This is a genomic window from Mycolicibacterium tokaiense (assembly GCF_010725885.1).
Lineage (GTDB): Bacteria > Actinomycetota > Actinomycetes > Mycobacteriales > Mycobacteriaceae > Mycobacterium > Mycobacterium tokaiense.
This window is the reverse complement of the sequence record NZ_AP022600.1, coordinates 2,532,087-2,554,390: the sequence shown is the minus strand read 5'-3', so window position 1 is coordinate 2,554,390 and position 22,304 is coordinate 2,532,087. Positions and strand designations below refer to the sequence as shown.

Sequence of the window (22,304 nt, the reverse complement as noted above, 5' to 3'; positions counted from 1 at the left end):
CGTTTCTCCCCGGCGTCCCTTTGTGCGACGTCGGCGAAGTCTCATCTGGGCCGCTACAGCGCACCCGTAGCGCGGCGCAGTGCGGCCCTGTGTTGCTTTGACGCAACCTTCCCGGCAGCCTCCAGAACCGACGCCGACGGGCTATGACGTCTCAACTCATCGGCGAGGCGGTTGATCGCGATCAGCAGTCCGTACAGAGGGTGGTCTTCTGGTGCAGAGAATGATTCGCTCTCAGCGTTGCCACCAGGTTGCTTGGCACCGCGAGACGTACTTCCTCCGCGGTGAGTCCGTTTCCCGCTGGTTCGTGGTTGTCGTTCCCTGACCTGTCGGTAGAACTTCCGCCACATCTCGCGGTGTTCCTGGTCAGCTAAGTCGATACCCGACAGTCTGGGATCGTCCATGCCAGGTATCAGCTGCTCTGCTGGCGTGCAGTGGTGCTCTTCAGCTGCTAATTGCCATGTGTCATAAACCAACTGGACGGTTCGCGTAGACACTCCGGCTAGTTTTGCGAACTGCGCACAGGAGACCTTATTGCGAACCGGTTCGGTTTTTGACGGCCTACCGGCCTGCGCCCGTTTGTGAACACTGCGGGCGACAAGCAACCCCAGTTGCCAGCCGACCTCGAAATGCTGCCCGAATACCCGGGCGTCCTCTTGAATTGTCATGCCCCTCAGCTCTTTCCGTCGATCTTGGAAGTGAGTTGAGGCCTCGCTGAAGAGATTACGGCTGGTACTGGTTGCTGTCACCCGGTCATGCCTGCACGAGCGACTCGCACTGTTTGCTGGGACTTTTTTCTTACCCATTTCCGCTAAGAATTGGGACCTTGACCTGCGGTGATGGTTATTTGACACGAGTCCAGAGGCGGCAGAAAGGTGCCTGACTTAGCCTGTCTAATTTTGCTGCTTACACAACTGTGAGTTGCATCACATAGTCCGCCTCAGATTTATGGTATGGCGGAAGCGCGACATCAGAGGCGGGGCGGTTAAACGAGCGTGCCAGCAGCGTGCCAGCAGTGCGGCTTCGGTCCGACTGCCTGCGGCAACGTTCCAGCAGGGGCTGCATGGCCCTTTCTTTGAACCGTAAAGTAGCGTTGACATGCGGTTTTCCGGCCCTGCTGGATCCTGGAAGCGCGTTTCCGCGTCCGCTTCGACGGTTCTCCTACGGACTTTTAATCCGCAGGTCCCAGGTTCGAGCCCTGGTGGGGGCACTCAGCAGCGCAGATCGGCCGGCGGCTGCACCCGGTCGACGAAGAAGTCGATCAACGGTTGGTCGATGCATTCCACGCCGGTGAACGCCACGGTGTGCTGCTCGCCTTCGTAGGTGATCAGCGGCGCGCCGAGTGCGGCGGCCACGTCCACCCCGCTCTGGTACGGCGTGGCGGGATCGCCGGTGGTGGACACCACCACCACCTTGCCCGGGCCGGGCGAGGTCGCCGGCTTGGCATCACCGGCCGAGGGCACCGGCCAGAACACACACTGCGGCCGCGGCGCGAATCCGGTGAAGGGCCCGTAGCTCTCGTACGGTGCGAGCTCGCGCCGCTGTCGATCGGCCTCCACCCACACCGCGGGGTCCGGCGAATAGGTCTCGTCGACGCAGTGCACCGCCTGCAACACGTCCTCCACATTCGGGTAGCGCCCGTCCGGTGTGCGGTCGTAGTAACTGTCGGCGAGCTCGAGCAGCGCGTCGGCCTCCGTCCCGTCCCGCAGGGCCGCCAGCCCCTCGGTCAGCGCCGGCCAGTCTTCGTCGCTGTACATCGCCGAGTCGGTCGCCGTCAGCGCGTCCTGGTAACTGAGCCCACGCGGGTCGGCGGTCGGCGCGGGGTGGGCGACCAGCGGATCCACCAACTCGTGGAAGCGTGCGATGGTGTCCGCGGGGTCGGTTCCCAGCGGACAGTCTGCGTCCAGAGTGCAGTCGGCGGCGTAGGCGTCGAAGGCCTGCTGGAATCCGGCTGCGGAGGTCAGTATCTCCTGGGTGGAGGTCTCGCTCTGGTCAACGACGCCGTCGAGCATCATCGCGCGCACCCGGTCCGGGAACTGGTCGGCGTAGGACGTGCCCAGCCGGGTGCCGTAGGAGTAGCCGAGGAAGTTGATCTGCTCCTCGCCCAGGGCCGCTCGCACAGCGTCCATATCCCGCGCGGTGATCTCGGTGGTCATGTTCGCCAGGAACGGCGCGCCCATGCGATCCAGACAGCGCTGGGCGTCCTCGCGGCTCTCCTGCTCCATGGCGGCCACGCCGGCGGGGCTGAAGTCAACGTTCGGGTCACGCCGGTCCTCGTCGCGCTCCGCGTCGGTCTCACACCGCAGTTCCGGGGTGGAGAACCCGACGCCCCGAGGGTCGATGGCCACCAGGTCGAAGCGCTCGCCCATCGCGGTCTCGGCCAGGATGGGCCCGAACCGGGTCATCACGTCCACCGCCGAGATCCCGGGGCCGCCCGGGTTCGAGATCAGGGTGCCGATCCGGTCACCGGAGGCCGGGATCCGCAGGACCGCCAGATTCGCCTGAGGGCCTTGCGCGTTCGCATAATCGACCGGCACCGCCACCGTGGTGCACTCGGCGGTGGGCACCTCCGCGGTGTCAAACCACTGCTCGCAGGAGCCCCACTGCAGTGCCGTCTGCGGCGCAGCACCGGCGGGACCGGCCCCCGCCATGGGCAACACCACCGCCCACGCCCCCGCCATCACCGACAGTGCCCGAACCCCCGACCAGCGCGACATGCGGGTCATGTTGTCACAGGAAACACCGGTAACAGCGGACACACGCGTGGCGATACTCAACGCGAAGGACCTTGTCCGGGCCGCTATGGTCATGGGCAGTCTGCCGTCGACGACCGAGGAGCCCCGATGTCCAGCCGCCTGACCACCCGCATCGCAGCCTCGGTGTTCGCCGCAGCCGCGCTCGGCGGTGCACTGGCGACGGGCACCGGAGCCGCGGGGGCCACCCCGCAGCAGGACGAACAGTTCGCCAACATCCTCACCCAGCTCGACATCCCGCACGAGAACCCCGAGCAGGCGGCCCTGCTGGGCAACCACATCTGCCGACTGCTCGCCGAGAACGGTGCCGGCGGCCCCAACCCGGTGCCGGTGGTCCGCGGCGTGGTGACAACCCTGACCAACGGCGGGCTCCAGAAGGGCCAGGCCGTTCAGGTGATGCGGGCCTCCGCTGCGGTGTACTGCCCGCAGTTCGGCTCCGTCATGGGGCGGTAGCGCCGCTGCCCGACCGGCTGCTCCACGGCGACAACCTCGACATCCTGCGCGCCGAGGTCGCCGATGCGTCGGTGGACCTGATCTACGCCGACCCACCGTTCAACTCCAACCGGGACTACGCGACCTTCGCCGACACCTGGCGCTGGGACCCGGCGGCGTATACCGACACCGTCGCCGCTGCCGCCCACCGCCCCGCCCAGGTGCTCGAGGTGATGTACACGCTCTTGGGACCGGGCCCACAGCTGGCCTACCTGGTGCACCTGGTCCCCCGCCTGGTGGAACTGCACCGGGTGCTGGCGCGCACGGGATCGCTGTATCTGCACTGCGATCCGACCATGAGCCACTACGCCAAGGTGGCCCTCGATACGCTCTTCGCCGAGGACGCCGGTGGCTTCCTCAACGAGATCGTGTGGAGTTACCGCACCGGCGGTGCCGGTAAAAGGTGGTTCGGCCGCAAACACGACGTGTTGCTGCTCTACGTCAAAGATGTTGCCGCACATACCTTCAACGCAGGCAAAGAGAAGTCCTACCTGACCCACCGCTATGGGTTCAAGAACGTCGAGATCCACCGGGAGCCGGCACCGGACTCGCGCTACTACACCATGGTGGGCCTGCGCGATGTCTGGTCCATCGATGCGCTGCGCGGCAATCAGGCCGAGGCTCTGGGTTATCCGACGCAGAAACCGCTGGCCCTGCTGCGCCGCATCGTCACCGTGTCGAGCAACCCCGGCGATCTGGTCCTGGACCCCTACTGCGGCAGCGGCACCACCCTGGTGGCCGCCCGGGAGCTGGGGCGGTCGTGGCTGGGGATCGACATCTCCGCTACGGCAGTGGAATTGACGGCACAACGTGTGAGGTCGTGAGTGCCATCGCGCCGTCCTCCGAACGCTGAGTCACCGCGCCGAGGACGAATGCGGCCGCCCCCACGATCAGGGCCACCAGGAACGACACCACGAACGCCAGCAGCAGCACCGACCGCCCGGAGCGCCGGGTGCGCTGCGGCGGACCGGACATCGGCATCGGCACGGCCATCGGCGACACCGGCGTCATGACGGGCGCCGGGCGCACGATCGGGATCGGACCGGTGATCGGCTCGCCGTCGACGTTGTTGAGTTCCGCGCGCATGATCTCGGCGTCCTGGAACCGCAGCGACTCCTCGCGGGCCATGGCACGGTCCACGAACGCGGACAGCTGCGGATCGATGTCGGGTCGCAGCACCGACACCGGCGGCGGCGGGTTCTCGGTGATGGCCTGCGCGAGCGCCACCAGGTTCTCCTCGGGGAAGGCCCGCCGGCCGGTCAGTGCCTCGTAGCCCACCACGCCCACGGCGTAGAGGTCGTCGCCCGCCGTGGCGTCGCGCCCGGCCAGGCGCTCGGGACTCATATAAGCCATGGTGCCCATGATCTGACCGGTCTCGGTGCGGTGCGTGTCCGGCCCTTTGGCCAGACCGAAGTCGGCCACCTGGGCCGTCCCGCCGGCTGAGAACAGGATGTTGGCAGGCTTGATGTCGCGGTGCAGGATGCCCATGGCGTGGGCGGTGCCGAGCGCCTTGAGTACCTCGTCGAGCATGGTCCGCACATAGTCCGGCGGCACCGGGCCCTGGGCGATCAGGTCCGCCAGGCTGCGGCCGGGCAACCGCTCCATGACGATGAACGGGGTGCCGTGGTGCTCGCCGCTGCCGTAGACGGTGACGATGTTGGGGTGCCGCAGCGCCGCCGCGGACTGCGCCTCCACCCAGAACCGGCGCAGATAGTCCGGGTGTGAGTTGTAGCCGGGATACAGCAGCTTGATCGCCACCGGTTGGCCGGTCTGGACGTCCCAGCCTTCCCGCACCTCGGCCATGCCTCCGCGGCCGAGGATGCCCCTCAGCTCGTAGCGGCCGCCGAGCAGCTCGGGGGCATACATGGATCCACCGTAGCCGGTCGGGCCGGCGGGCCCCCAGACGGTCAGTGCGGGTGCCGGCGTTCCCACGCCTGCGCCACCCACGAGGTCCCGCGCAGCATCAGCAGCCCGTACCCGACGGCCAGCGGCGGGCCGACCAGCCAGGCTGTGACCATCGCGGACATGGGCGCCACCTTTCGCAGGTACGCCCATCGAATCACGGTCCGGGGGCCGGACCCGGGCAACGCGCCGTCAGACGTCGGGGCTGTAATGCATGCCGTTGTCGCGGTGTCCGACCGGCGGCAGGTTGCGTGCGGGCGTGTGCACCAACGGGGCGTCGGCGGGCAGCCGGCCGGTCACGCGGTCCCAGGCCGAGCGGGCCCGGGGGTGCATGCGATACCGCTTGGGCACCACCTCGAACACCAGGCCGATCAGCTTGCCGAGGCGGCGGTGCACCCATTCGTCACGGGCCGACCAGCTGTAGCCCATCAGCGTGCGCACGGCCGGGTCGTAGAGGCCGGTGGTGAACCAGACGAAGAAGGGCTTGACGAAGAACCGGCGCGCCACGGCCCACACCCAGTTCGGCATCCACGCGGCGAACGGCGGCTTGGGCAGGTCGTCGAGGTTCAGCACCTCACGGGCGGCCCAGTTGTTCTCCAGCACTTCGGTGGTCATGTGCTCCCAGTAGGCCTGGAAGTCCTCCCAGGTCTGCGGCACCGGGCGCATGCTCATGCCGTACATCCGGTACCACTGCTTGTGTTCCTCGAAGAGCTGCCGCCGCTGCGCGTCGGTGATGCCGCGCCAGCACAATCGCTCGGCGACGATCAGGGTACCCACGAAGAAGGTGGAGTGCGCCCAGTAGAAGACGTCGGGGTTCAGCGCCGAGTACCGCCGGCCCTGGGCGTCGGTGCCCTTGATGCCGATGTGATAGTCGCGGACCTCGGCGCCGGTGGCCGGGGCACGGTCGCCGTCGAACACCACACCCCCGATGGGATACAGCGAGCGCAGCAGCCGTGGCCACCGTTCGGTGAAGAAGATCGAATGCTGCTCCACGGCTGCGCCCAGCTGCGGGTGCATGTTCTGCATCGAGCCTGCCCAGGGCCCCTGCAGCATCCCCCGCCAGTCTCCGAAGTACTGCCAGGTGAGGCTGTCGGGTCCCAGCGGCTGCGGTGGTGCGTCGTATCCCGCGGCGGAGACCGGACAGCCCGCGGCCGGTGCGCTACTGGCAGGTGATGACGCCCCGGAAGTATCTTGAGTCACCAATGAAATGTCCCGTCGTTGGTCGAGCATAGTGACTACCCACGTTGTCAGAAGTTTAGGAGCGAAGTGACGTCCGGTCAAAGCCGTGGCCGTTGGTCCGGTGTTCCACTGGAGGATCGCCAGGCCCGCAGGCGAGACGATTTGGTGGACGCCGGCATCGACCTGCTCGGCGGGGAAGGCGGCCCCGCGCTGACCGTCCGGGCGGTGTGCCGCCGCGCCAACCTCACCGAGCGCTACTTCTACGAGAGCTTCGCCGACCGCGACGAGTTCGTCCGGGCCGTGTACGACGCGGTGTGCACCAAGGCGATGGCCACCCTGGTCTCGGCTTCCACCCCCCGCGAGGCGGTCGAGCGGTTCGTGGCCCTCATGGTCGACGACCCCGTACGAGGCCGGGTGCTGCTTTTGGCCCCCGAAGTGGAGCCGGTGCTGGCCCGCTCGGGTGCGGAGTGGATGCCCACCTTCATCGACCTGCTGCAGCGCAAGCTGACCACCATCACCGACCCGGTGGTGGCGCACATGGAGGCCACCAGCCTGATCGGCGGCTTGAGTGCGCTGTTCACTGCATACCTGGAGCGGCGACTGGGGGCCACCAGGCAGCAGTTCATCGACTTCTGCGTCGACACCATCATGAGCCGCGCCGCGGTCTGACGAATTTCAGAATCGGCTCGACGGGGTATCCGCATGTCTGCGGTCACACGTCACAGGTGTGTGGAGTTCTGGACACACCGACGGGGGGAACTTGAATGGTACTGAGGTACACAGATATATTGACTGCAACCAACAGGTACAGATAACCGGAGGACGCATGTCGCAAGACCTGACCGACCTGCAACTTCTTCATGAGCTCGAGCCCGTGGTCGAACAGAAGATCAACCGGCACATGGCCATGCGCAAGGACTGGAATCCGCACGACTACATCCCGTGGCAAGAAGGCAAGAACTGGTATGCCCTCGGCGGCCAGGACTGGGAGCCCGGCCAGTCGAAGCTCTCCGAAGTCGCGCAGACCGCGATGGTCCAGAATCTCCTGACCGAGGACAACCTGCCGTCGTACCACCGCGAGATCGCGATGAACTTCAGCATGGACGGCCCCTGGGGCTACTGGGTCAACCGGTGGACGGCCGAAGAGAACAGGCACGGCATCGCCCTGCGCGACTACCTGGTGGTGACCCGCGCCATCGATCCGGTGGACCTCGAGATCACCCGCATGGAGCAGGTCACCCGCGGCTTCTCGCCCGGCCAGAACCAGCAGGGCGACCTCTTCGCCGAGAGCCTGTTCGACTCGGTGATGTACGTGTCCTTCCAGGAGCTCGCGACCCGCGTGTCGCACCGCAACACCGGCAAGGAATGCAACGACCCGATTGCCGATCAGCTGCTGGCGCGTGTCTCCGCTGACGAGAACCTGCACATGATCTTCTACCGCGACGTCTCGGCCGCCGGCCTGGACATCGCCCCCAACCAGGCGATGACATCGCTGCACCGGGTGCTGCGCAACTTCAAGATGCCCGGATACACCGTGCCGGCGTTCCGTCGCAAGGCCGTCATCATCGCCGTCGGCGGGGTGTACGACCCGCGGATCCACCTCGACGACGTGGTGATGCCGATCCTCAAGAAGTGGCGCATCTTCGAACGTGAGGACTTCACCGGCGAAGCCGCCGCCCTGCGCGACGACCTCGGCAAGTTGATCGAAGAACTCGAAGACGCCTGCGACAAGTTCGAGGTGGCCAAGCACCGCCGCCTCGAGCGCGAGCGTCAGGTCGCCGAGAAGAAGGCCATGAAGAACCTCCTGGTCACGACCGCGTCGACGGCGTGACAGCGGTAACCACCGAATCGGCCCGATCCGCTGCACTGCGGATCGGGCCCTTCGCATTGCCGTCCCCCGTCGTACTGGCGCCGATGGCCGGCGTGACGAACGTCGCGTTCCGCACCCTGTGCCGCGAACTGGAACTCGCCCGCATGGGCACCGTCAGCGGACTGTACGTCTGCGAGATGGTCACCGCCCGCGCCCTGTACGAGCGCCACCCCGTCACCATGCACATGACGACGTTCGCGCCGCAGGAATCACCGCGCTCGCTGCAGCTCTACACCGTGGACCCCCACTACACCTACGAAGCGGCCCGCATGGTGGTGCAGGAGAACCTCGCCGACCACATCGACATGAACTTCGGTTGCCCGGTGCCCAAGGTCACGCGCCGCGGCGGGGGCGCGGCCCTGCCCTACAAACGACGGCTCTTCGGCCAGATCGTGGCCGCTGCCGTCAAGGCCACCGAGGGCACGGACGTCCCCGTCACCGTGAAGTTCCGCATCGGCATCGACGACGAGCACCACACCCACCTCGACGCGGGCCGCATCGCCGCCGCCGAGGGCGCCGCCGCGGTGGCACTGCACGCCCGCACCGCGTCGCAGCGATACTCCGGCAGCGCGGACTGGTCGCAGATCGCCCGGCTCAAGGAGCACGTGAGCGGCATTCCGGTGCTGGGCAACGGCGACATCTTCTACGCCGAGGACGCCGTGCGCATGATGGACGAAACGGGCTGCGACGGCGTGGTGATCGGCCGGGGATGCCTCGGCAGACCCTGGCTGTTCGCCGAGCTGTCCGCGGCCTTCGCGGGCACCCCGATCCCGACACCACCCACGCTCGGCGAGGTCGCCGACATCATCCGGCGCCACGGGGAGCTGCTGTCCGAGCACTTCGGCGAAGACAAGGGCATGCGCGACATCCGCAAGCACGTGGCCTGGTATCTGCACGGCTTCCCGGTCGGTTCCGATCTCCGTCGCGCCCTGGCGCTGGTCAAGACCCGTGCCGAACTGGACACCCTGCTGTCGGGACTGGACGCCGACGTGCCGTTCCCCCCGGCGGCCGAAGGTCCACGCGGCCGGCAGGGCTCACCGGGTTCGGTCACGCTGCCCGAGGGCTGGCTCGACGACCCCGATGACTGCACGGTGCCCGCCGGGGCCGATGCCATGCATTCCGGAGGCTGAATCGAGACTCATTCGACACGAGTCTTCTCAGCTTGCGTCAGTAACATGTGAGCGTTCCCCCGCTCGGGTGGCGGAGATGCCTTGTGTGCTGCTAAAGACTAGGGAACCTTTGACGCGACACAGCGCCGTGCCTCGCGTCGGCCCGAACCCGGGCACGGAACAGTCGTCGGAGTCGGAGGCCGGATGCGGACATGAGTGACGGCGACAACGCCACTCCTGGCCAGCACCGCGCCAGCGAGCCTGACGGGGACAATGAGTGGCTTACCCGATCGTCGCAGCCGACGCCAGCCGCCGCGCCGTGGGAGCGCGCAGCTGATCCGCTGCCCGACGAACCAGACGATGATTCCGGTGACGATGATTCCCGTGACGTGCCCCCGGGTGCTGTCACCGTCGCAGACCTCTTCGCCAAACTGACCGGCGACGTCCCCGCCGCGCTCCAGCGCGCCCACACCCCGTCCGAACAGCCCGCTGACGCCGGCGCCGCCCCCCCGACCGCACCGACCATGTCGGCGTACGCCTCGGAGATCCCCGACCTCGATTCCGCCGAGCAGACCGCGGTGCTGCCCGTGATCTCCGACGACGACCGCCTGCCCGCCCTGCGGGCGGGGACCGACCTCGCGCTGCCGGACGACGCATCCGCCGCACCCCCGAAACGCCGTCGCCGCGCCGCGCTGGTGGCGGGCCGCGTCGCCGCTGCCCTCGTCGCCATCATGGCGCTGGTGGTCACCGGCGCGGCCTGGCAGTGGAACTCGACCAAGAACAACAACCTCAACAACGTCGCTGCGCTTGATCTCGACTCCCGCGACATCGTGGACCCCAATGCGCAGTTCGGCGACGAGAACTTCCTGATCGTCGGCACCGACAGCCGCTTCGGCGTCAACGGTGAGATGGGCGCGGGTACCACCGAGGACGCCGGCGGCACCCGCTCGGACACCGTGATGCTGGTGAACATCCCGGCCAACCGCGAGCGGGTGGTGGCGGTGTCGTTCCCCCGTGACCTCGCCATCACGCCGATGGAATGCGAGCCGTGGAATCCCGAGACCGGTGAGTACGGCCCGCTCTACGACGAGGACACCGGCACCTACGGGCCCGACACCTGGTACACCGAGACCAAGCTGAACTCGGCCTACGCCTATGGCGGGCCGAAGTGCCTGGTCAAGGTGATCCAGAAGATCTCCGGGCTGTCCGTCAACCGTTTCATGGCCGTCGACTTCGCCGGCTTCGAGAAGATGGTCGACGCCCTCGGCGGTGTGGAGGTCTGCTCCCCCACCCCGCTGGAGGACTACGAACTGGGCACCGTCCTGGCCACCCCTGGCCGTCAGGTGGTCAACGGGGACACCGCGTTGAACTACGTGCGGGCCCGGCAGGTCAAGACCGAGTTCAACGGCGACTACGGCCGCATCAAGCGCCAGCAGCTGTTCCTGTCGTCGCTGTTGCGCTCGCTGATCTCCAAGGAGACCTTCTTCTCCCTCAAGAAGCTCAACAACGTGGTCAACACCTTCATCGCCGACAGCTACGTCGACAACATCGGCACCAAGGACCTGGTGGACCTCGGCCAGTCGCTGCAGGGCATCGCCGCCGGCCGCATCACCTTCATCACCGTCCCCACCACCGGGTACGCCGACGACTACGGCAACGAGCAGCCCCGAACCGACGACATCAAGGCCCTCTTCAGCGCCATCATCAACGACTCACCACTGCCCGGTGAGAACGACCAGAATGAGACCACCACCCCGGTGACCTCCAGCGAGATCGCCGCGATGGCTCCGACCACCGAAACCGCGGCACCCGCGGAACCCTCCACACAGATGGTCGACGCGGTGACTCTGGACGCGGGCGACGTCAGCGTCCACGTCTCGAATTCGACCGGCCAGACCGGGCTGGGATCCTCGGCCAGCGCCGGATTCCAGCAGTACGGGTTCACCGTCGATTCCCCGGATGATCATCCGGTGGCCCTGGACCGCACCACGGTGATGTACTCCCCCGGCAACGAGCAGGCCGCCGCCACCGTCGCGTCGGCGCTCGGTGTCCCGGCGGTGGAGTCGGTGACCGGACTCGGTGACACCGTGAACGTGGTGCTGGGCTCCGACTTCATGTCTGTGGGCTCGCCCGAGCCTGCCGGCTCATCGGTGAGCATGGAGGTCACCGAGGACGCCGGCGCCGGTGCCGCGGCAGAACTGCCCGAGGATCTCACCGTCACCAACGGCGCCGACACCACGTGTGAGTAGCGGTTAGCAAACCGGCCCCTCGGAGGGTCTTGTGCCATTCACCGGCCGTTCACCTGGCACATCATGACCTTTGGCAGCTGCACGTCGTAGGCTTGGCACATGCGTACCGCTTATCAGGAGCAGCTTGCTTCGCTGGCCGCGCAACTCGGTGAGATGTGCCGTCTGGCCGGAGTTGCGATGGAACGAGCCACCCAATCTCTGCTGCAGGCCGACCTCGTGCTCGCCGAGCAGGTGATCAGCGACCACGATCAGATCTCCACACTCAGCGCCCAGGCCGAGGAGCGCGCCTTCCACATCCTGGCCCTGCAGGCCCCGGTCGCCGGTGATCTGCGCGCCATCGTCGGCTCCATCCAGATCGTCGCCGACATCGACCGGATGGGCGCACTGGCTCTGCACGTCGCCAAGATCGCCCGCCGCCGTCACCCGCAGCACGCGCTGCCCGAAGAGGTCAACGGCTACTTCGCCGAGATGGGCCGGGTGGCGGTCGAACTCGGGCACAGCGCCCAAGAGGTGCTGCGGACCGGCGACCCCGAGAAGGCCGCCCGCATCCGTGAAGAAGACGACGCGATGGACGACCTGCACAAGCACCTCTTCACCGTGCTGATGGACCGTGAATGGCGCCACGGCGTGGCCGCGGCCGTGGACGTGACCCTGCTGGGCCGGTTCTACGAGCGTTTCGCCGATCATGCCGTCGAGATCGCCCGCCGGGTGATCTTCCAGACCACCGGCGAACTGCCCGTCGACAACGACCTGTACTCGACGCACTGAGCCGCACCGGATAGCAAAATCCCCTGAAACCTCGTGGTTTCAGGGGATTTTGCTATCTGCGGGCGGTTTACCCGAAGCGTCCCGAGATGTAGTCCTCGGTGGCCTTCTGGGTGGGGTTGGAGAAGATCTTCTCGGTGTCGTCGACCTCGATGAGCTGGCCGGGCTTGCCGGTGGCCTCCAGGTTGAAGAACGCCGTTTGATCACTGACGCGCGCTGCCTGCTGCATGTTGTGCGTCACGATGACGATGGTGAAGTCCTGCTTGAGTTCGGAGATCAGGTCCTCGATGGCCAGGGTGGAGATCGGGTCCAGGGCCGAGCAGGGCTCGTCCATCAGCAGCACATCGGGTTGCACCGCGATGGCGCGGGCGATGCACAGGCGCTGCTGCTGACCGCCGGACAGGCCGCCACCGGGCTTGTCGAGGCGGTCCTTGACCTCGTTCCACAGGTTGGCGCCCTTGAGGGAGCGCTCCGCGGTCTCGTCCAGGGTCTTCTTGTTGCGGACACCCTGCAGCTTCAGCCCGGCCACCACGTTGTCACGAATCGACATGGTGGGGAACGGGTTCGGCCGCTGGAACACCATGCCGATGGTCTTGCGCACCCCCACCGGGTCGACGCCGGAGCCGTAGATGTCGTCGCCGTCGAGCAGCACCGAGCCCTTGACGTAGGCGCCCGGGATCACCTCGTGCATCCGGTTCAGCGTGCGCAGCACCGTGGACTTGCCACAGCCCGACGGGCCGATGAACGCGGTCACGCTGCGCGGCGGCACCGCCAGCGACACGTTCTGCACGGCGTGGAACGAGCCGTAGTAGATGTTGACGTCTTTGAGGTCGAGACGCTTGGCCATATCAGTGGACTCCTAGACCTTTTTCGGGGCAAAGAACTTGGCGATGAAGCGGGCGCCCACGTTGAGCGCGGCGATGACGACGATCAGCGTGAAGGCCGCACCCCAGAGCCGGTCCGTGGGAACAGGATTGGCGCCGGCGCCGGCGGAAACCTGGTCGTACATCATGCCGGGCAGCGAGCCCATGAACCCGCCGAACATGTCGAAGTTGATCGCCTGGGCGTAGCCCACCAGGATCAGCAGCGGCGCCGTCTCACCCATGACACGGGCCAGGGACAGCAGAATGCCGGTGACGATGCCCGACAGCGCGGTCGGAATGACAATGGCCGAGATGGTCTTCCACTTCGGCACCCCCAGCGCGTAGCTGGCTTCCCGCAGGTCCATCGGGACGATGCGCAGCATCTCCTCGGTGGAGCGCACGATCACCGGAATCATCAGCAGCACCAGAGCCAGTGACACCGCAAGACCGGAACGCTCGAAACCGAGCGTGGCCACCCACAGGGCATAGATGAACAGCGCGGCCACGATGGACGGCACGCCGGTCAGGATGTCGACCATGAAGGTGGTGATCTTGCCCAATCGGGTCCCGCCGCCGTACTCCACCAGGTAGATCCCGACGAACACGCCGATCGGAATCGAGATGATGGCGCAGACCAGGGCCTGCAGCAGCGAACCCACGATCGCGTGGTAGGCACCGCCACCGGGTGCGAACGCGGTCATGCCGGACTGCGAATTCAGCCACCAGGTGCTGGAGGTCACCGCGCCGATGCCCTTGGCGATCACGGTCCACAGCACCCAGACCAGCGGCACCACGGCCACCAGCACCGAGGCCGTCACCAGGACGGTGGCCAGGTTGTTGGTGAATTTGCGGCGGCCGCTCACGGCCTGGAACGTCGGCGACTTCAGCGGCCGATCGAGAGTCGAGGTCATGAGGCGGACCTGTCCTTTCCGGCGACCGCGGCACGGGCCAACGAGTTCACCACGAACGTCAGGATGAACAGCACCAAGCCTGCGGCGATGTAGGCGCCGGCCTTGTATTCGTTGTTGAACTCCGATGCCGCCGAGGCGATCAGGCTGGCGAAGGTGTAGCCACCGTCGAACAGCGTCCATTGGAACGCTGTCTGGGTGCCACGCAGGATGATCAGCAAAGCGATGGTCTCACCGAGCGCACGGCCCAGGCCGAGCATGGCGCCCGAGATGTAGCCCGACATACCGAACGGCAGAACCGTCGTGCGCACGACCTCCCACCGCGTCGCGCCGAGTGCCAGCGCGGCTTCGATCTGACCGCGCGGGGTCTGGACGAACACCTCGCGGGTGACCGCGGTGATGATCGGCAGGATCATCACCGCCAGCACGATGCCCGCGGTGAAGATGGTGCCGCCGCCGGCCACCGAGGCGTTGCCGGTCTTGAAGAGGAAGAACCAGGACAGGTTCTCGTTGAGCCACAGGGCGAACGGGCTCAGCACCGGAGCCAGCACATAGAGGCCCCACACGCCGTAGATGATCGAGGGCACCGCGGCCAGCAGATCCACCATGTAGGCCAGGGGCCCCTTGACGCGGGCGTGGGCGTACTGGGTCAGGTAGATCGCGATGCCGAGCGCCACCGGCATGGCCAGCACCAAGGCAAACACCGAGACGAACACGGTGACCTGAAGCAGCTCGAAAATGCCGAACTGCATGGCCGCCGGGTCGGAGGTGTTCCAGGTCCCTCCGAAGAGGAAGAAGTTCTCGGTGTTGCGGGCCAGTGCCGGCACCGCGCGCCACACCAGGAAGAAGCCGATCGCCGCGATCAGCGTGACGATCAGGACACCCGAGCCCTCCGAGAGGAATCGGAAGATACGGTCGCCGGGGCGAACCGTCGAGTTCTTCGAGGGGTCGGTGGACAGAGGTTCCGGTTCCGGAAAGGGTGCAGCGGTGGCTGCTCCGGAACCTGATTTGGTCGGATCTGGTGTCGTCACATCCAGCCTATCGGTCATACTCGGGCACCCAATCTTCTCCTCAATCCTGGTGTGGCGCTACCGCGACTATGCCGTCGAGGCGATGGCGTCGATCGATCCGAGCAGACGCTCCTTGAATCGATCGGGCAGCGGCACGTAGCCGGCGGCCGAGAGACCACCCTGGCCGTCGTTGGCCGCCACGGTGAGGAACGACTTCACGGCCTCGGCGGTCTCGGCGTCGTAGCCGTTGGAGCACACGATCTCGTAGGTGGCCAGCACCAGCGGGTAGGCACCCTCTTCGGTCGAGGCGTACAGCTCATCGAGGTTGAGCACCAGGTCCTCACCCTCACCGGCGAATGTCGCGGCGTCGATGGCCTTACCCGCCGACTCGTCGGTCAGTTCGACCGCACCGCTGCCGTTGTCGACCTGCGCGAAAGGCAGCCCGGCCTGCTCGGCGAAGCCCTTCTCGACATAGCCGATGGCACCCGGGGTGGCCTGCACCGCCTGCACCACACCGGCGGACTTCTGCGCACCTTCACCGGCGCCGCCCTGGAACTCGCTGCCGTCGCCCTTGGTCCAGGTCTGCGGAGCTGCGGCGCTCAGGTACTTCTGGAAGTTGTCGGTGGTGCCCGAGGAGTCCGACCGGTAGATGGGGGTGATGGGCTGATCCGGCAGCGTCTTGCCCTCGTTCAGACCGGCGATCGCGGGGTCGTTCCAGTTCGTGATCTGGCCCTGGAAGATGCGGGCCAGCACGTCGGCGTTGACCACGAGGCCGTCGACGCCCTCGACGTTGTAGGCCATGGCGATGGGCCCGAACACCAGCGGCAGGTGCCACGCCGGGTTGCCGCCACAGCGCTCCGCAGCCTGCGGGACCTGCTCCTCGGACAGTGGCGAGTCCGAGCCGGCGAAGTCGACGTTGCCGGCGATGAACTGCTGGCGCCCGGCGCCCGATCCGGTGGGGTTGTAGGACAGGTTCTTGCCCTGGCACACCTGGCCCCAGACCTGATTGAACACGGCGACCGCGTTCTGCTGGGCCGACGAACCCTCGGCGTTGACAGACTCCTTGCCGCCGCACTCGGCGGACCCGGCCGCGGCGGTGCCGCTGCTGGCGGAACCGGACGAGCCCGATGATCCGCTGTTGTTGTCACTGCCACACGCAGTCAGGGTCAGGCCGGCGATGGCGGTCGCCGAGATGGTGGTCAGAAATGCCTTGCCGAAGAGGTTGCGCTTCACTTTCCCGCTTTCTCATGAGCACGCCGGTCTTCTGACCGGCCTTCTGAGTGCTGTTCCTCCGGGGAAGTTATGCGGCGGTCATGGACGGCACCCCGATGGCAGATGAACACAAGGTGAACAGCCACGTGAACGTGGGCTTTCGCCCAGCTGTGAGTCAGCTAATGGTGGGCGATATCACTGCACGACTGTGGTAGAAGCGCGGTAAGCGGTGTCGACGCTGTACACGCTGAAGCCGAGACGCTCATAGGTACGCACCGCCGCGGTGTTGTCGGACTCCACATAGAGCAGCACGGCGGGTTCGGGGGCTCGGGCGAGTTCCTGTGCCAGGTATTGCAGTCCGAGCGCGGTCAGCGTGTGGCCCAGACGCTTGCCCTGCGCATCGGGATCGACCCCCACGACGTACACCTCACCCAGGCCTTCGTCATGGATCTTGGTCCAGTGGAACCCGAGCAGGCGGTCCCCGGTCTCGTCGTACGCCAGGAAAAGCCCGGCCGGGTCGAACCACGGTTCGGCCTTGCGCTCGGCGATCTCGGCCGCGGTCCAGCCGCCCTGCTCCGGATGCCAGGCGAAGGCGGCGTTGTTGACCCGCAGCAGCTCGGCGTCGTCGGCCGGGCCGCCGTAGGCCCTGATCTGCACGCCGTCGGGCACCTCGACGTCGGGAACCTCGCTCAGCAAACGCCGCATCTGTAGCAGGCTGCGTACCGGGTGCAGTCCCAGTGCCGCCGCGGTGGCCTTTGCAGCGGACAAGGTGCCGTGCGCCCAGAAGCTGTTCCGCCCACCGGTCTGCGCTTCGGCAGCCCGGATCAGCGCGGTCCCGACGCCGGCGCGCCGAGCCTGCGGCGCCACCACCAACTCCGCCATCTCCGGGGTCAGATTCAGGTATCCGCGCACCGCGCCTGCGTCGTCGGTGGCCACCAGGTGCCGGGTGCGCTGCTGGCCCAGCTCGCGCAGCACCTGATCCCCGACCGGCGCGACGCCATCGAATTCCGTTGCGGCAGCGATGATCTCGGCAACCGCAGACTGCTCGTCGGCGGACAGCACCGACCGCCAGTGAACCTCGGTCACTTGCGCAGCTGCTCGGCCAACGACCCGCTCAGCTCGTCCGGCGCATCGGCGAAACCGTCGTCGCCATCGTCGAGATCGTCGTCGCCCAGATCGGCTTCCGCCGCGGTGGGAGGACGTCCGCGCGCCGGCCGCACCGCCTTGTAGCCGACGTTGCGCACCGTGCCGATCAGCGCTTCGTACTCCGGACCCAGCTTGGCCCGCAGGCGCCGGACATGGACGTCCACCGTGCGGGTGCCGCCGAAGAAGTCGTACCCCCACACCTCCTGCAGCAACTGCGCACGGGTGAAGACCCGGCCGGCGTGCTGGGCGAGGTACTTGAGCAGTTCGAACTCTTTGTAGGTCAGGTCGAGCGGGCGGCCGCGCAGCCGCGCCGTGTAAGTGCCCTCGTCGATCACCAACTCACCGAGGCTGACCTTGCCCGCGCTTTCCTGAGTGGCCATGCCGCCACGCCGGCCGACCAGCAGCCGCAGCCGGGCGTCGATCTCCGCCGGCCCTGTGGTGGGCAGCAGGATCTCGTCGAGACCCCACTCGACGTTCACCGCCACCAGGCCGCCTTCATTGACCACGGCGACCACGGGGACCGAGGTGCCGGTGGAACCGAGCAGCCGGCACAACCCGCGCGCGGCGGCCAGGTCGGTACGCGCATCGACGATCGCCACGTCTGCCGTGCCCGCCTCGAGCAGCGACGAGACCTCTGTCGGGGCCGACCGCACCGTGTGTGCCAACAGAGACAACGAGGGCAGAACTGACTCCGGATGCGGGTCGACCGTGAGTAGCAGTAGATCCAACTGAACCCTCCAGCAACCGAGAGAACATCTCCCAGATTCATGGCCGACACATCGCTGTTACCGACCGAGATTCACTAACGATAGCGCCCAACCTGCTATTTGGCCGGGTTGAGGCGGCTGGGCGGGCATCACCGCCGGCTCCGCCGCGGGTCTGGGCGACAATGTTCGGCGTGCGCAAACTGCTGATCGGCCTCGCAGCGGCGGTCGTCTCGATCATCCTGGGAGCCGTCGGCGTCGACTTCGGCGCGGCCATCACCGCCGAATACCGGCTGTCGCAGACCGTGCGCACGGCCGCCCGGCTGAGCTGGGACCCGTCGGTGGCGATCCTCGGATTCCCGTTCATCCCCCAGGCCGCCGGGCGGCACTACGACGAAGTGGAGATCCGCGCGCATGACGTCGAGCACCCCGAGGTGGGCCGCGCGGCCCTGGAAGCCACGCTGCACTCCGTCGACCTGGCCGAATCCGGCTGGCTGATCAACCCCGGTGCCCAGCTCCCCGTCGGCAAGGTGGAGAGCCGCATCATCATCGACTCCGCGCATCTGGGCCGCTACATCGGCATCCCGGACCTGATGGTGGAGGCCCCGCCGGTGGAGACCAACGACGCCACCGGCGGCACCACCGAGTCCGGCATCTCGGGCAGCAAGGGCCTGGTGTTCACCGGTACCCCCACGGCAGCCGACGTCGGTGAGCGCGTGAGCGTGGCCGTGGACCTCTCCATCGCCGGCAGCGATCAGACCACGCTGGTGTTCACTCCCACCGGCATCCTCACCGGGCCGGGCACGGCCGATGAAGAAGTACCCGAGGAGAAGGTGGGCGCGGTGCTGGCCGCATTCGCCTCGACCCTGCCCAACCAGAAGCTGCCGTTCGGCGTGGCGCCCACCGCGCAGGGCGCGCGCGGATCCGACATCATCATCGAGGGCATCGTCGAGGGACTAACCATCACGCCCGAGGGGTTCACTCAGAGGTGAGCTCTGTGACATACGCCGCGATCGCCCTCGTCACCGCGTTGGCTGCGGCCACCGCGGCCGGCTGGCTGCTCAACCGCCGCTCCGGGGTGCTGCGCCCCGTCACCGAGGACGTCGCTGCGGTGGACCTCGGCGACCTCGGCCTGTCCCGCACCGGACCCACCATCGTGCATTTCAGCGCCGTCTGGTGCGGGCCGTGCGCGGGGGTCCGGCAGGTGGTCAACCGGGTTTGCGCCGACAACCCCGGCGTAGCGCACGTCGAGATCGACATGGACGCCGACCCGGCGACCGCCAGGCGCCTGTCGGTGCTGTCGTTGCCCACCACGTTCGTCTTCGACGCGGAGGGCAGGCAGCGCTATCGCAGCGTGGGGGTGCCCAGCGTCGCGGATCTGCGTTCCGCTCTCTCACCACTATTGGCCTGATCAGGCAGTCATTGGGTATGGTGGGCGCTGTGTCAGCCCGCCTCGAGCTTGTGCTCACCAAGCGCCGCGCAGTGGACCTGTGCCGCGTTGCGGGTTGTTGCTGTTGTTGTCGCAGCTGCTGAGTAGCCGCGCCCTGTCGCGCCGCCTCGAGCAGACCGTCCCGGACTGTCTCCAGCCGGCCTTCCGACACAACAGATCTCACGCATAGGAGCACCTTCCAGTGGCACCCGATACCGAGCAGACATCCGTCGACGTGCGCGGTCCGCGGTTCGCCGCCTGGGTCACCACCGGCGTCCTCGTCATCACCGTGCTCCTGTCGACCGTCAGCACGGTCGCTGCGGCGATGGTGCTGGGACTGCAGGCGGCGGTGTTCGCGGTCGGCGCGTGGCGCGGTCCCCGGCAGCATCCCTACGGCCGTGTCTTCGCCGCCGTCGTCGCACCGCGACTGGGCCCCGTCACCGAGCGGGAACCAGTCGCCCCTCTGAAGTTCGCCCAGCTGGTGGGTCTGGTCTTCGCTGTGGTCGGCATCGCCGGCTTCGCGTTGGGCGCGCCACTGCTCGGCCTCATCGCGACGGCGTTCGCGCTGTTCGCGGCCTTTCTCAACGCGGCCTTCGGCATCTGCCTGGGCTGCCAGATCTACCCCGTCGCAGTTCGTCTGCGTCGACCGTCCGTACCCAACTGAACTGAAAGGACCATTCCATGGCACGCTCCGACGTCCTGGTCTCCGTTGACTGGGCCGAGAGCAATCTCGACGCACCGAACACCGTGTTCGTCGAGGTCGACGAGGACACCAGCGCCTACGACGGCGGTCACATCGCCGGCGCCGTGCGGCTGGACTGGAAGACCGAACTGCAGGATCAGGTGAAGCGTGACTTCGTCGATCAGCAGCAGTTCTCCAAGCTGCTCTCGGACAAGGGCATCTCGAACGACGACACCGTGGTCCTCTACGGCGGCAACAACAACTGGTTCGCCGCCTACGCCTACTGGTACTTCAAGCTGTACGGACACCAGGACGTCAAGCTGCTCGACGGCGGCCGCAAGAAGTGGGAACTCGATGGCCGCCCGCTGTCGACCGACACCGTGGAGCGTCCGTCCACCTCGTACACCGCGCAGGCCCCGAACAACGACATCCGCGCCTTCCGCGACGAGGTCATCGCCGCGATCGGCACCAAGAACCTGGTCGACGTCCGCTCCCCCGACGAGTTCTCCGGCAAGATCCTGGCGCCGGCCCACCTGCCGCAGGAGCAGAGCCAGCGCCCCGGCCACATCCCCACGGCCATCAACGTGCCCTGGAGCAAGGCCGCCAACGAGGACGGCACTTTCAAGTCCGACGAGGAACTGGCCAAGCTCTACGCCGACGCCGGCCTCGACGGCGAGAAGCAGACCATCGCCTACTGCCGCATCGGTGAGCGCTCGTCGCACACGTGGTTCGTGCTGCAGGAGATCCTCGGACACCAGAACGTCAAGAACTACGACGGCAGTTGGACGGAATACGGCTCCCTGGTGGGCGCCCCGATCGAGTTGGGAAGTTAAGAACATGTGCTCAGCCCCGAAGCAAGGCCAGACCCTGCCCTCCAGCGTCGACTTGGAGAAGGAGACGGTGATCACCGGACGCGTGGTGGACGGCAGTGGACAGACGGTGGGCGGCGCCTTCGTGCGCCTGCTGGATTCCTCCGACGAGTTCACCGCCGAGGTGGTGGCCTCGGCCACCGGTGACTTCCGCTTCTTCGCCGCCCCCGGCACCTGGCGCGTGCGCGCGCTGTCGAAGGTCGGCAACGGCGATGTCGTGGTGGTGCCCTCCGGCGCCGGGATCACCGAAGTCGACGTCAAGGTCGCTTAGGTCCCTGCCGCCGCGGGTGTGCGATGGACGGAGAATGTGTCCAATCACGCACGCCCGCGGCGGGGCCCGGGGTCATCACAGACCGTCTGACGAACTAGGATCTACACCGTGGTGCTGTTCTTCGAACTCCTGCTCGTCGCGGCCGTTGTCGTGATCACCTGGTTCGCCCTGTACGCGCTCTACCGGCTCATCACCGACGAGTCGTGACTGACGCTGAACCGCAACCAGGTTCAGGCGACCGCGCGGTTGCCGCTGCGGCCGAGCGCGCCAAGGAGACCGCGGCCCGCAACATCCCCGCTTTCGACGACCTGCCGCTGCCCCCGGACACCGCCAACCTGCGTGAGGGGGCCGATCTCAACGATGCCCTGCTCGCCCTGTTGCCGCTGGTCGGCGTGTGGCGCGGCGAGGGTGAGGGCCGCGGCGCCCAGGGCGACTACCGCTTCGGCCAGCAGATCGTGGTGTCCCACGACGGCGGCGACTACCTGATCTGGGAAGCCCGCTCCTGGCGGCTCGACGATGACGGCGGCTACGACTCCGTGGGCCTGCGTGAAACCGGCTTCTGGCGCTTCGTCAACGACCCCGCTGATCCGAACGAGACCCAGGCCATCGAACTGCTGCTGGCGCATTCCGCCGGCTACGTGGAGCTCTTCTACGGCCATCCGCGCAATCAGGCGTCCTGGGAACTGGTGACCGATGCGTTGGCGCGCAGCAAGTCCGGGATGCTGGTGGGTGGCGCCAAGCGCCTGTACGGCATCGTCGAGGGCGGCGACCTGGCGTACGTCGAAGAGCGGGTGGACGCCGACGGCGGCCTGGTCCCGCATCTGTCCGCGCGGCTGTCCCGGTTCGTCGGCTGACCGTGCGGTTCGTTCTCCTCACGGGGTGCGCCCTGACGGT

General features: G+C 67.1%; 24 protein-coding genes and 1 tRNA gene. 15 read left to right on the top strand and 10 right to left on the bottom strand.

The features are described 5' to 3' along the window. Window positions 1-53: 53 nt before the first annotated feature. Window positions 54-665 (bottom strand): hypothetical protein, encoded by a 612-nt coding sequence (locus G6N58_RS12310; RefSeq protein WP_147289329.1) that lies wholly within the window; start codon window positions 663-665, stop codon window positions 54-56. Between the two features lie 442 nt (window positions 666-1,107). Here G6N58_RS12310 and G6N58_RS12305 point away from each other — a divergent pair. After that, a tRNA-Lys gene (locus G6N58_RS12305) sits at window positions 1,108-1,207 on the top strand. A 1-nt stretch (window position 1,208) separates the two neighbouring features. On the opposite strand, the gene G6N58_RS12300 is transcribed toward G6N58_RS12305, so the two are convergent. After that, the gene (locus tag G6N58_RS12300; protein WP_179968216.1) at window positions 1,209-2,723 is read right to left on the bottom strand and encodes an alpha/beta hydrolase; all 1,515 of its coding nucleotides are present in this window, start codon (window positions 2,721-2,723) and stop codon (window positions 1,209-1,211) included. Window positions 2,724-2,840: 117 nt separating this feature from the next. Between G6N58_RS12300 and G6N58_RS12295 the strand changes: the two genes are divergently transcribed. Both G6N58_RS12295 and G6N58_RS12290 read left to right on the top strand, forming a co-directional pair. After that, window positions 2,841-3,203 carry a DUF732 domain-containing protein gene (locus G6N58_RS12295; protein WP_068914965.1) on the top strand — a complete coding sequence of 121 codons (363 nt, stop codon included), beginning with the start codon at window positions 2,841-2,843 and terminating at the stop codon, window positions 3,201-3,203. 71 nt (window positions 3,204-3,274) lie between these two features. After that, window positions 3,275-4,066, top strand: a complete 792-nt coding sequence (locus G6N58_RS12290) for a DNA-methyltransferase (RefSeq protein WP_068914964.1) — start codon at window positions 3,275-3,277, stop codon at window positions 4,064-4,066. On the opposite strand, the gene G6N58_RS12285 is transcribed toward G6N58_RS12290, so the two are convergent. Both G6N58_RS12285 and G6N58_RS12280 read right to left on the bottom strand, forming a co-directional pair. Next, window positions 4,026-5,108 carry a serine/threonine-protein kinase gene (locus tag G6N58_RS12285; RefSeq protein WP_232067833.1) on the bottom strand — a complete coding sequence of 361 codons (1,083 nt, stop codon included), beginning with the start codon at window positions 5,106-5,108 and terminating at the stop codon, window positions 4,026-4,028. The genes G6N58_RS12290 and G6N58_RS12285 overlap by 41 nt on opposite strands. A gap of 228 nt (window positions 5,109-5,336) precedes the next feature. Then, window positions 5,337-6,344: an oxygenase MpaB family protein gene (locus tag G6N58_RS12280; protein ID WP_435406147.1), complete on the bottom strand. Its 1,008-nt coding sequence runs from the start codon at window positions 6,342-6,344 to the stop codon at window positions 5,337-5,339. Between the two features lie 66 nt (window positions 6,345-6,410). Here G6N58_RS12280 and G6N58_RS12275 point away from each other — a divergent pair, with 66 nt between their 5' ends. The 5 genes from G6N58_RS12275 (at window position 6,411) to phoU (ending at window position 12,319) form a co-directional block, all read left to right on the top strand. After that, the gene (locus G6N58_RS12275) at window positions 6,411-6,992 is read left to right on the top strand and encodes a TetR/AcrR family transcriptional regulator (RefSeq protein ID WP_083230516.1); all 582 of its coding nucleotides are present in this window, start codon (window positions 6,411-6,413) and stop codon (window positions 6,990-6,992) included. A 157-nt stretch (window positions 6,993-7,149) separates the two neighbouring features. Beyond that, complete coding sequence (locus tag G6N58_RS12270; protein ID WP_068914961.1) at window positions 7,150-8,154, top strand: acyl-ACP desaturase; 1,005 nt, start codon at window positions 7,150-7,152, stop codon at window positions 8,152-8,154. 35 nt (window positions 8,155-8,189) lie between these two features. Next, entirely contained in the window at window positions 8,190-9,323 is a 1,134-nt protein-coding gene (gene dusB, locus G6N58_RS12265) for a tRNA dihydrouridine synthase DusB (protein ID WP_068919513.1), read from the top strand. Window positions 9,324-9,514: 191 nt separating this feature from the next. Further along, window positions 9,515-11,551, top strand: a complete 2,037-nt coding sequence (locus G6N58_RS12260; RefSeq protein ID WP_115278512.1) for an LCP family protein — start codon at window positions 9,515-9,517, stop codon at window positions 11,549-11,551. Between the two features lie 99 nt (window positions 11,552-11,650). Next, window positions 11,651-12,319 (top strand): phosphate signaling complex protein PhoU, encoded by a 669-nt coding sequence (gene phoU, locus G6N58_RS12255; protein WP_163908121.1) that lies wholly within the window; start codon window positions 11,651-11,653, stop codon window positions 12,317-12,319. A gap of 67 nt (window positions 12,320-12,386) precedes the next feature. Here the strand turns inward: phoU and pstB are convergent, their stop codons facing one another. The 6 genes from pstB to G6N58_RS12225 all read right to left on the bottom strand — a co-directional run bounded on the left by pstB (window position 12,387) and on the right by G6N58_RS12225 (window position 18,183). Continuing rightward, window positions 12,387-13,163 carry a phosphate ABC transporter ATP-binding protein PstB gene (gene pstB, locus G6N58_RS12250; RefSeq protein ID WP_068914958.1) on the bottom strand — a complete coding sequence of 259 codons (777 nt, stop codon included), beginning with the start codon at window positions 13,161-13,163 and terminating at the stop codon, window positions 12,387-12,389. Between the two features lie 12 nt (window positions 13,164-13,175). Continuing rightward, window positions 13,176-14,090 (bottom strand): phosphate ABC transporter permease PstA, encoded by a 915-nt coding sequence (gene pstA / locus G6N58_RS12245; RefSeq protein ID WP_115278513.1) that lies wholly within the window; start codon window positions 14,088-14,090, stop codon window positions 13,176-13,178. Beyond that, on the bottom strand, window positions 14,087-15,136 hold the full coding sequence (gene pstC, locus G6N58_RS12240; RefSeq protein WP_115278514.1) for a phosphate ABC transporter permease subunit PstC: 1,050 nt from the start codon (window positions 15,134-15,136) through the stop codon (window positions 14,087-14,089). Before pstC ends, pstA begins: the two co-directional genes overlap by 4 nt. 48 nt (window positions 15,137-15,184) lie before the next feature. Further along, complete coding sequence (gene pstS / locus G6N58_RS12235; RefSeq protein ID WP_115278515.1) at window positions 15,185-16,330, bottom strand: phosphate ABC transporter substrate-binding protein PstS; 1,146 nt, start codon at window positions 16,328-16,330, stop codon at window positions 15,185-15,187. A gap of 174 nt (window positions 16,331-16,504) precedes the next feature. Continuing rightward, complete coding sequence (gene mshD, locus G6N58_RS12230) at window positions 16,505-17,395, bottom strand: mycothiol synthase (protein WP_115278516.1); 891 nt, start codon at window positions 17,393-17,395, stop codon at window positions 16,505-16,507. Next, complete coding sequence (locus G6N58_RS12225; RefSeq protein ID WP_068914953.1) at window positions 17,392-18,183, bottom strand: winged helix-turn-helix transcriptional regulator; 792 nt, start codon at window positions 18,181-18,183, stop codon at window positions 17,392-17,394. Before G6N58_RS12225 ends, mshD begins: the two co-directional genes overlap by 4 nt. Window positions 18,184-18,353: 170 nt before the next feature. Between G6N58_RS12225 and lmeA the strand changes: the two genes are divergently transcribed. From lmeA to G6N58_RS12195, 7 genes are all read left to right on the top strand, one after another. Continuing rightward, a complete protein-coding gene (gene lmeA / locus G6N58_RS12220; RefSeq protein ID WP_232067832.1) occupies window positions 18,354-19,151 on the top strand; it encodes a mannan chain length control protein LmeA in 798 nt (265 codons plus the stop codon). Next, window positions 19,148-19,570 (top strand): TlpA family protein disulfide reductase, encoded by a 423-nt coding sequence (locus G6N58_RS12215; RefSeq protein ID WP_115278518.1) that lies wholly within the window; start codon window positions 19,148-19,150, stop codon window positions 19,568-19,570. The genes lmeA and G6N58_RS12215 overlap by 4 nt, the downstream gene beginning before the upstream one ends. A 17-nt stretch (window positions 19,571-19,587) precedes the next feature. After that, window positions 19,588-19,692 carry an Ms5788A family Cys-rich leader peptide gene (locus G6N58_RS31215; protein ID WP_353961417.1) on the top strand — a complete coding sequence of 35 codons (105 nt, stop codon included), beginning with the start codon at window positions 19,588-19,590 and terminating at the stop codon, window positions 19,690-19,692. A gap of 98 nt (window positions 19,693-19,790) precedes the next feature. Continuing rightward, the gene (locus G6N58_RS12210) at window positions 19,791-20,252 is read left to right on the top strand and encodes a DUF4395 domain-containing protein (protein ID WP_115278519.1); all 462 of its coding nucleotides are present in this window, start codon (window positions 19,791-19,793) and stop codon (window positions 20,250-20,252) included. A 17-nt stretch (window positions 20,253-20,269) separates the two neighbouring features. Next, window positions 20,270-21,103, top strand: a complete 834-nt coding sequence (locus G6N58_RS12205) for a sulfurtransferase (protein ID WP_068914949.1) — start codon at window positions 20,270-20,272, stop codon at window positions 21,101-21,103. Between the two features lie 4 nt (window positions 21,104-21,107). After that, the gene (locus tag G6N58_RS12200; protein ID WP_068914948.1) at window positions 21,108-21,410 is read left to right on the top strand and encodes a DUF1416 domain-containing protein; all 303 of its coding nucleotides are present in this window, start codon (window positions 21,108-21,110) and stop codon (window positions 21,408-21,410) included. Between the two features lie 203 nt (window positions 21,411-21,613). Next, complete coding sequence (locus G6N58_RS12195; RefSeq protein WP_068914947.1) at window positions 21,614-22,264, top strand: heme-binding beta-barrel domain-containing protein; 651 nt, start codon at window positions 21,614-21,616, stop codon at window positions 22,262-22,264. The last annotated feature ends 40 nt before the right edge of the window (window positions 22,265-22,304 follow it).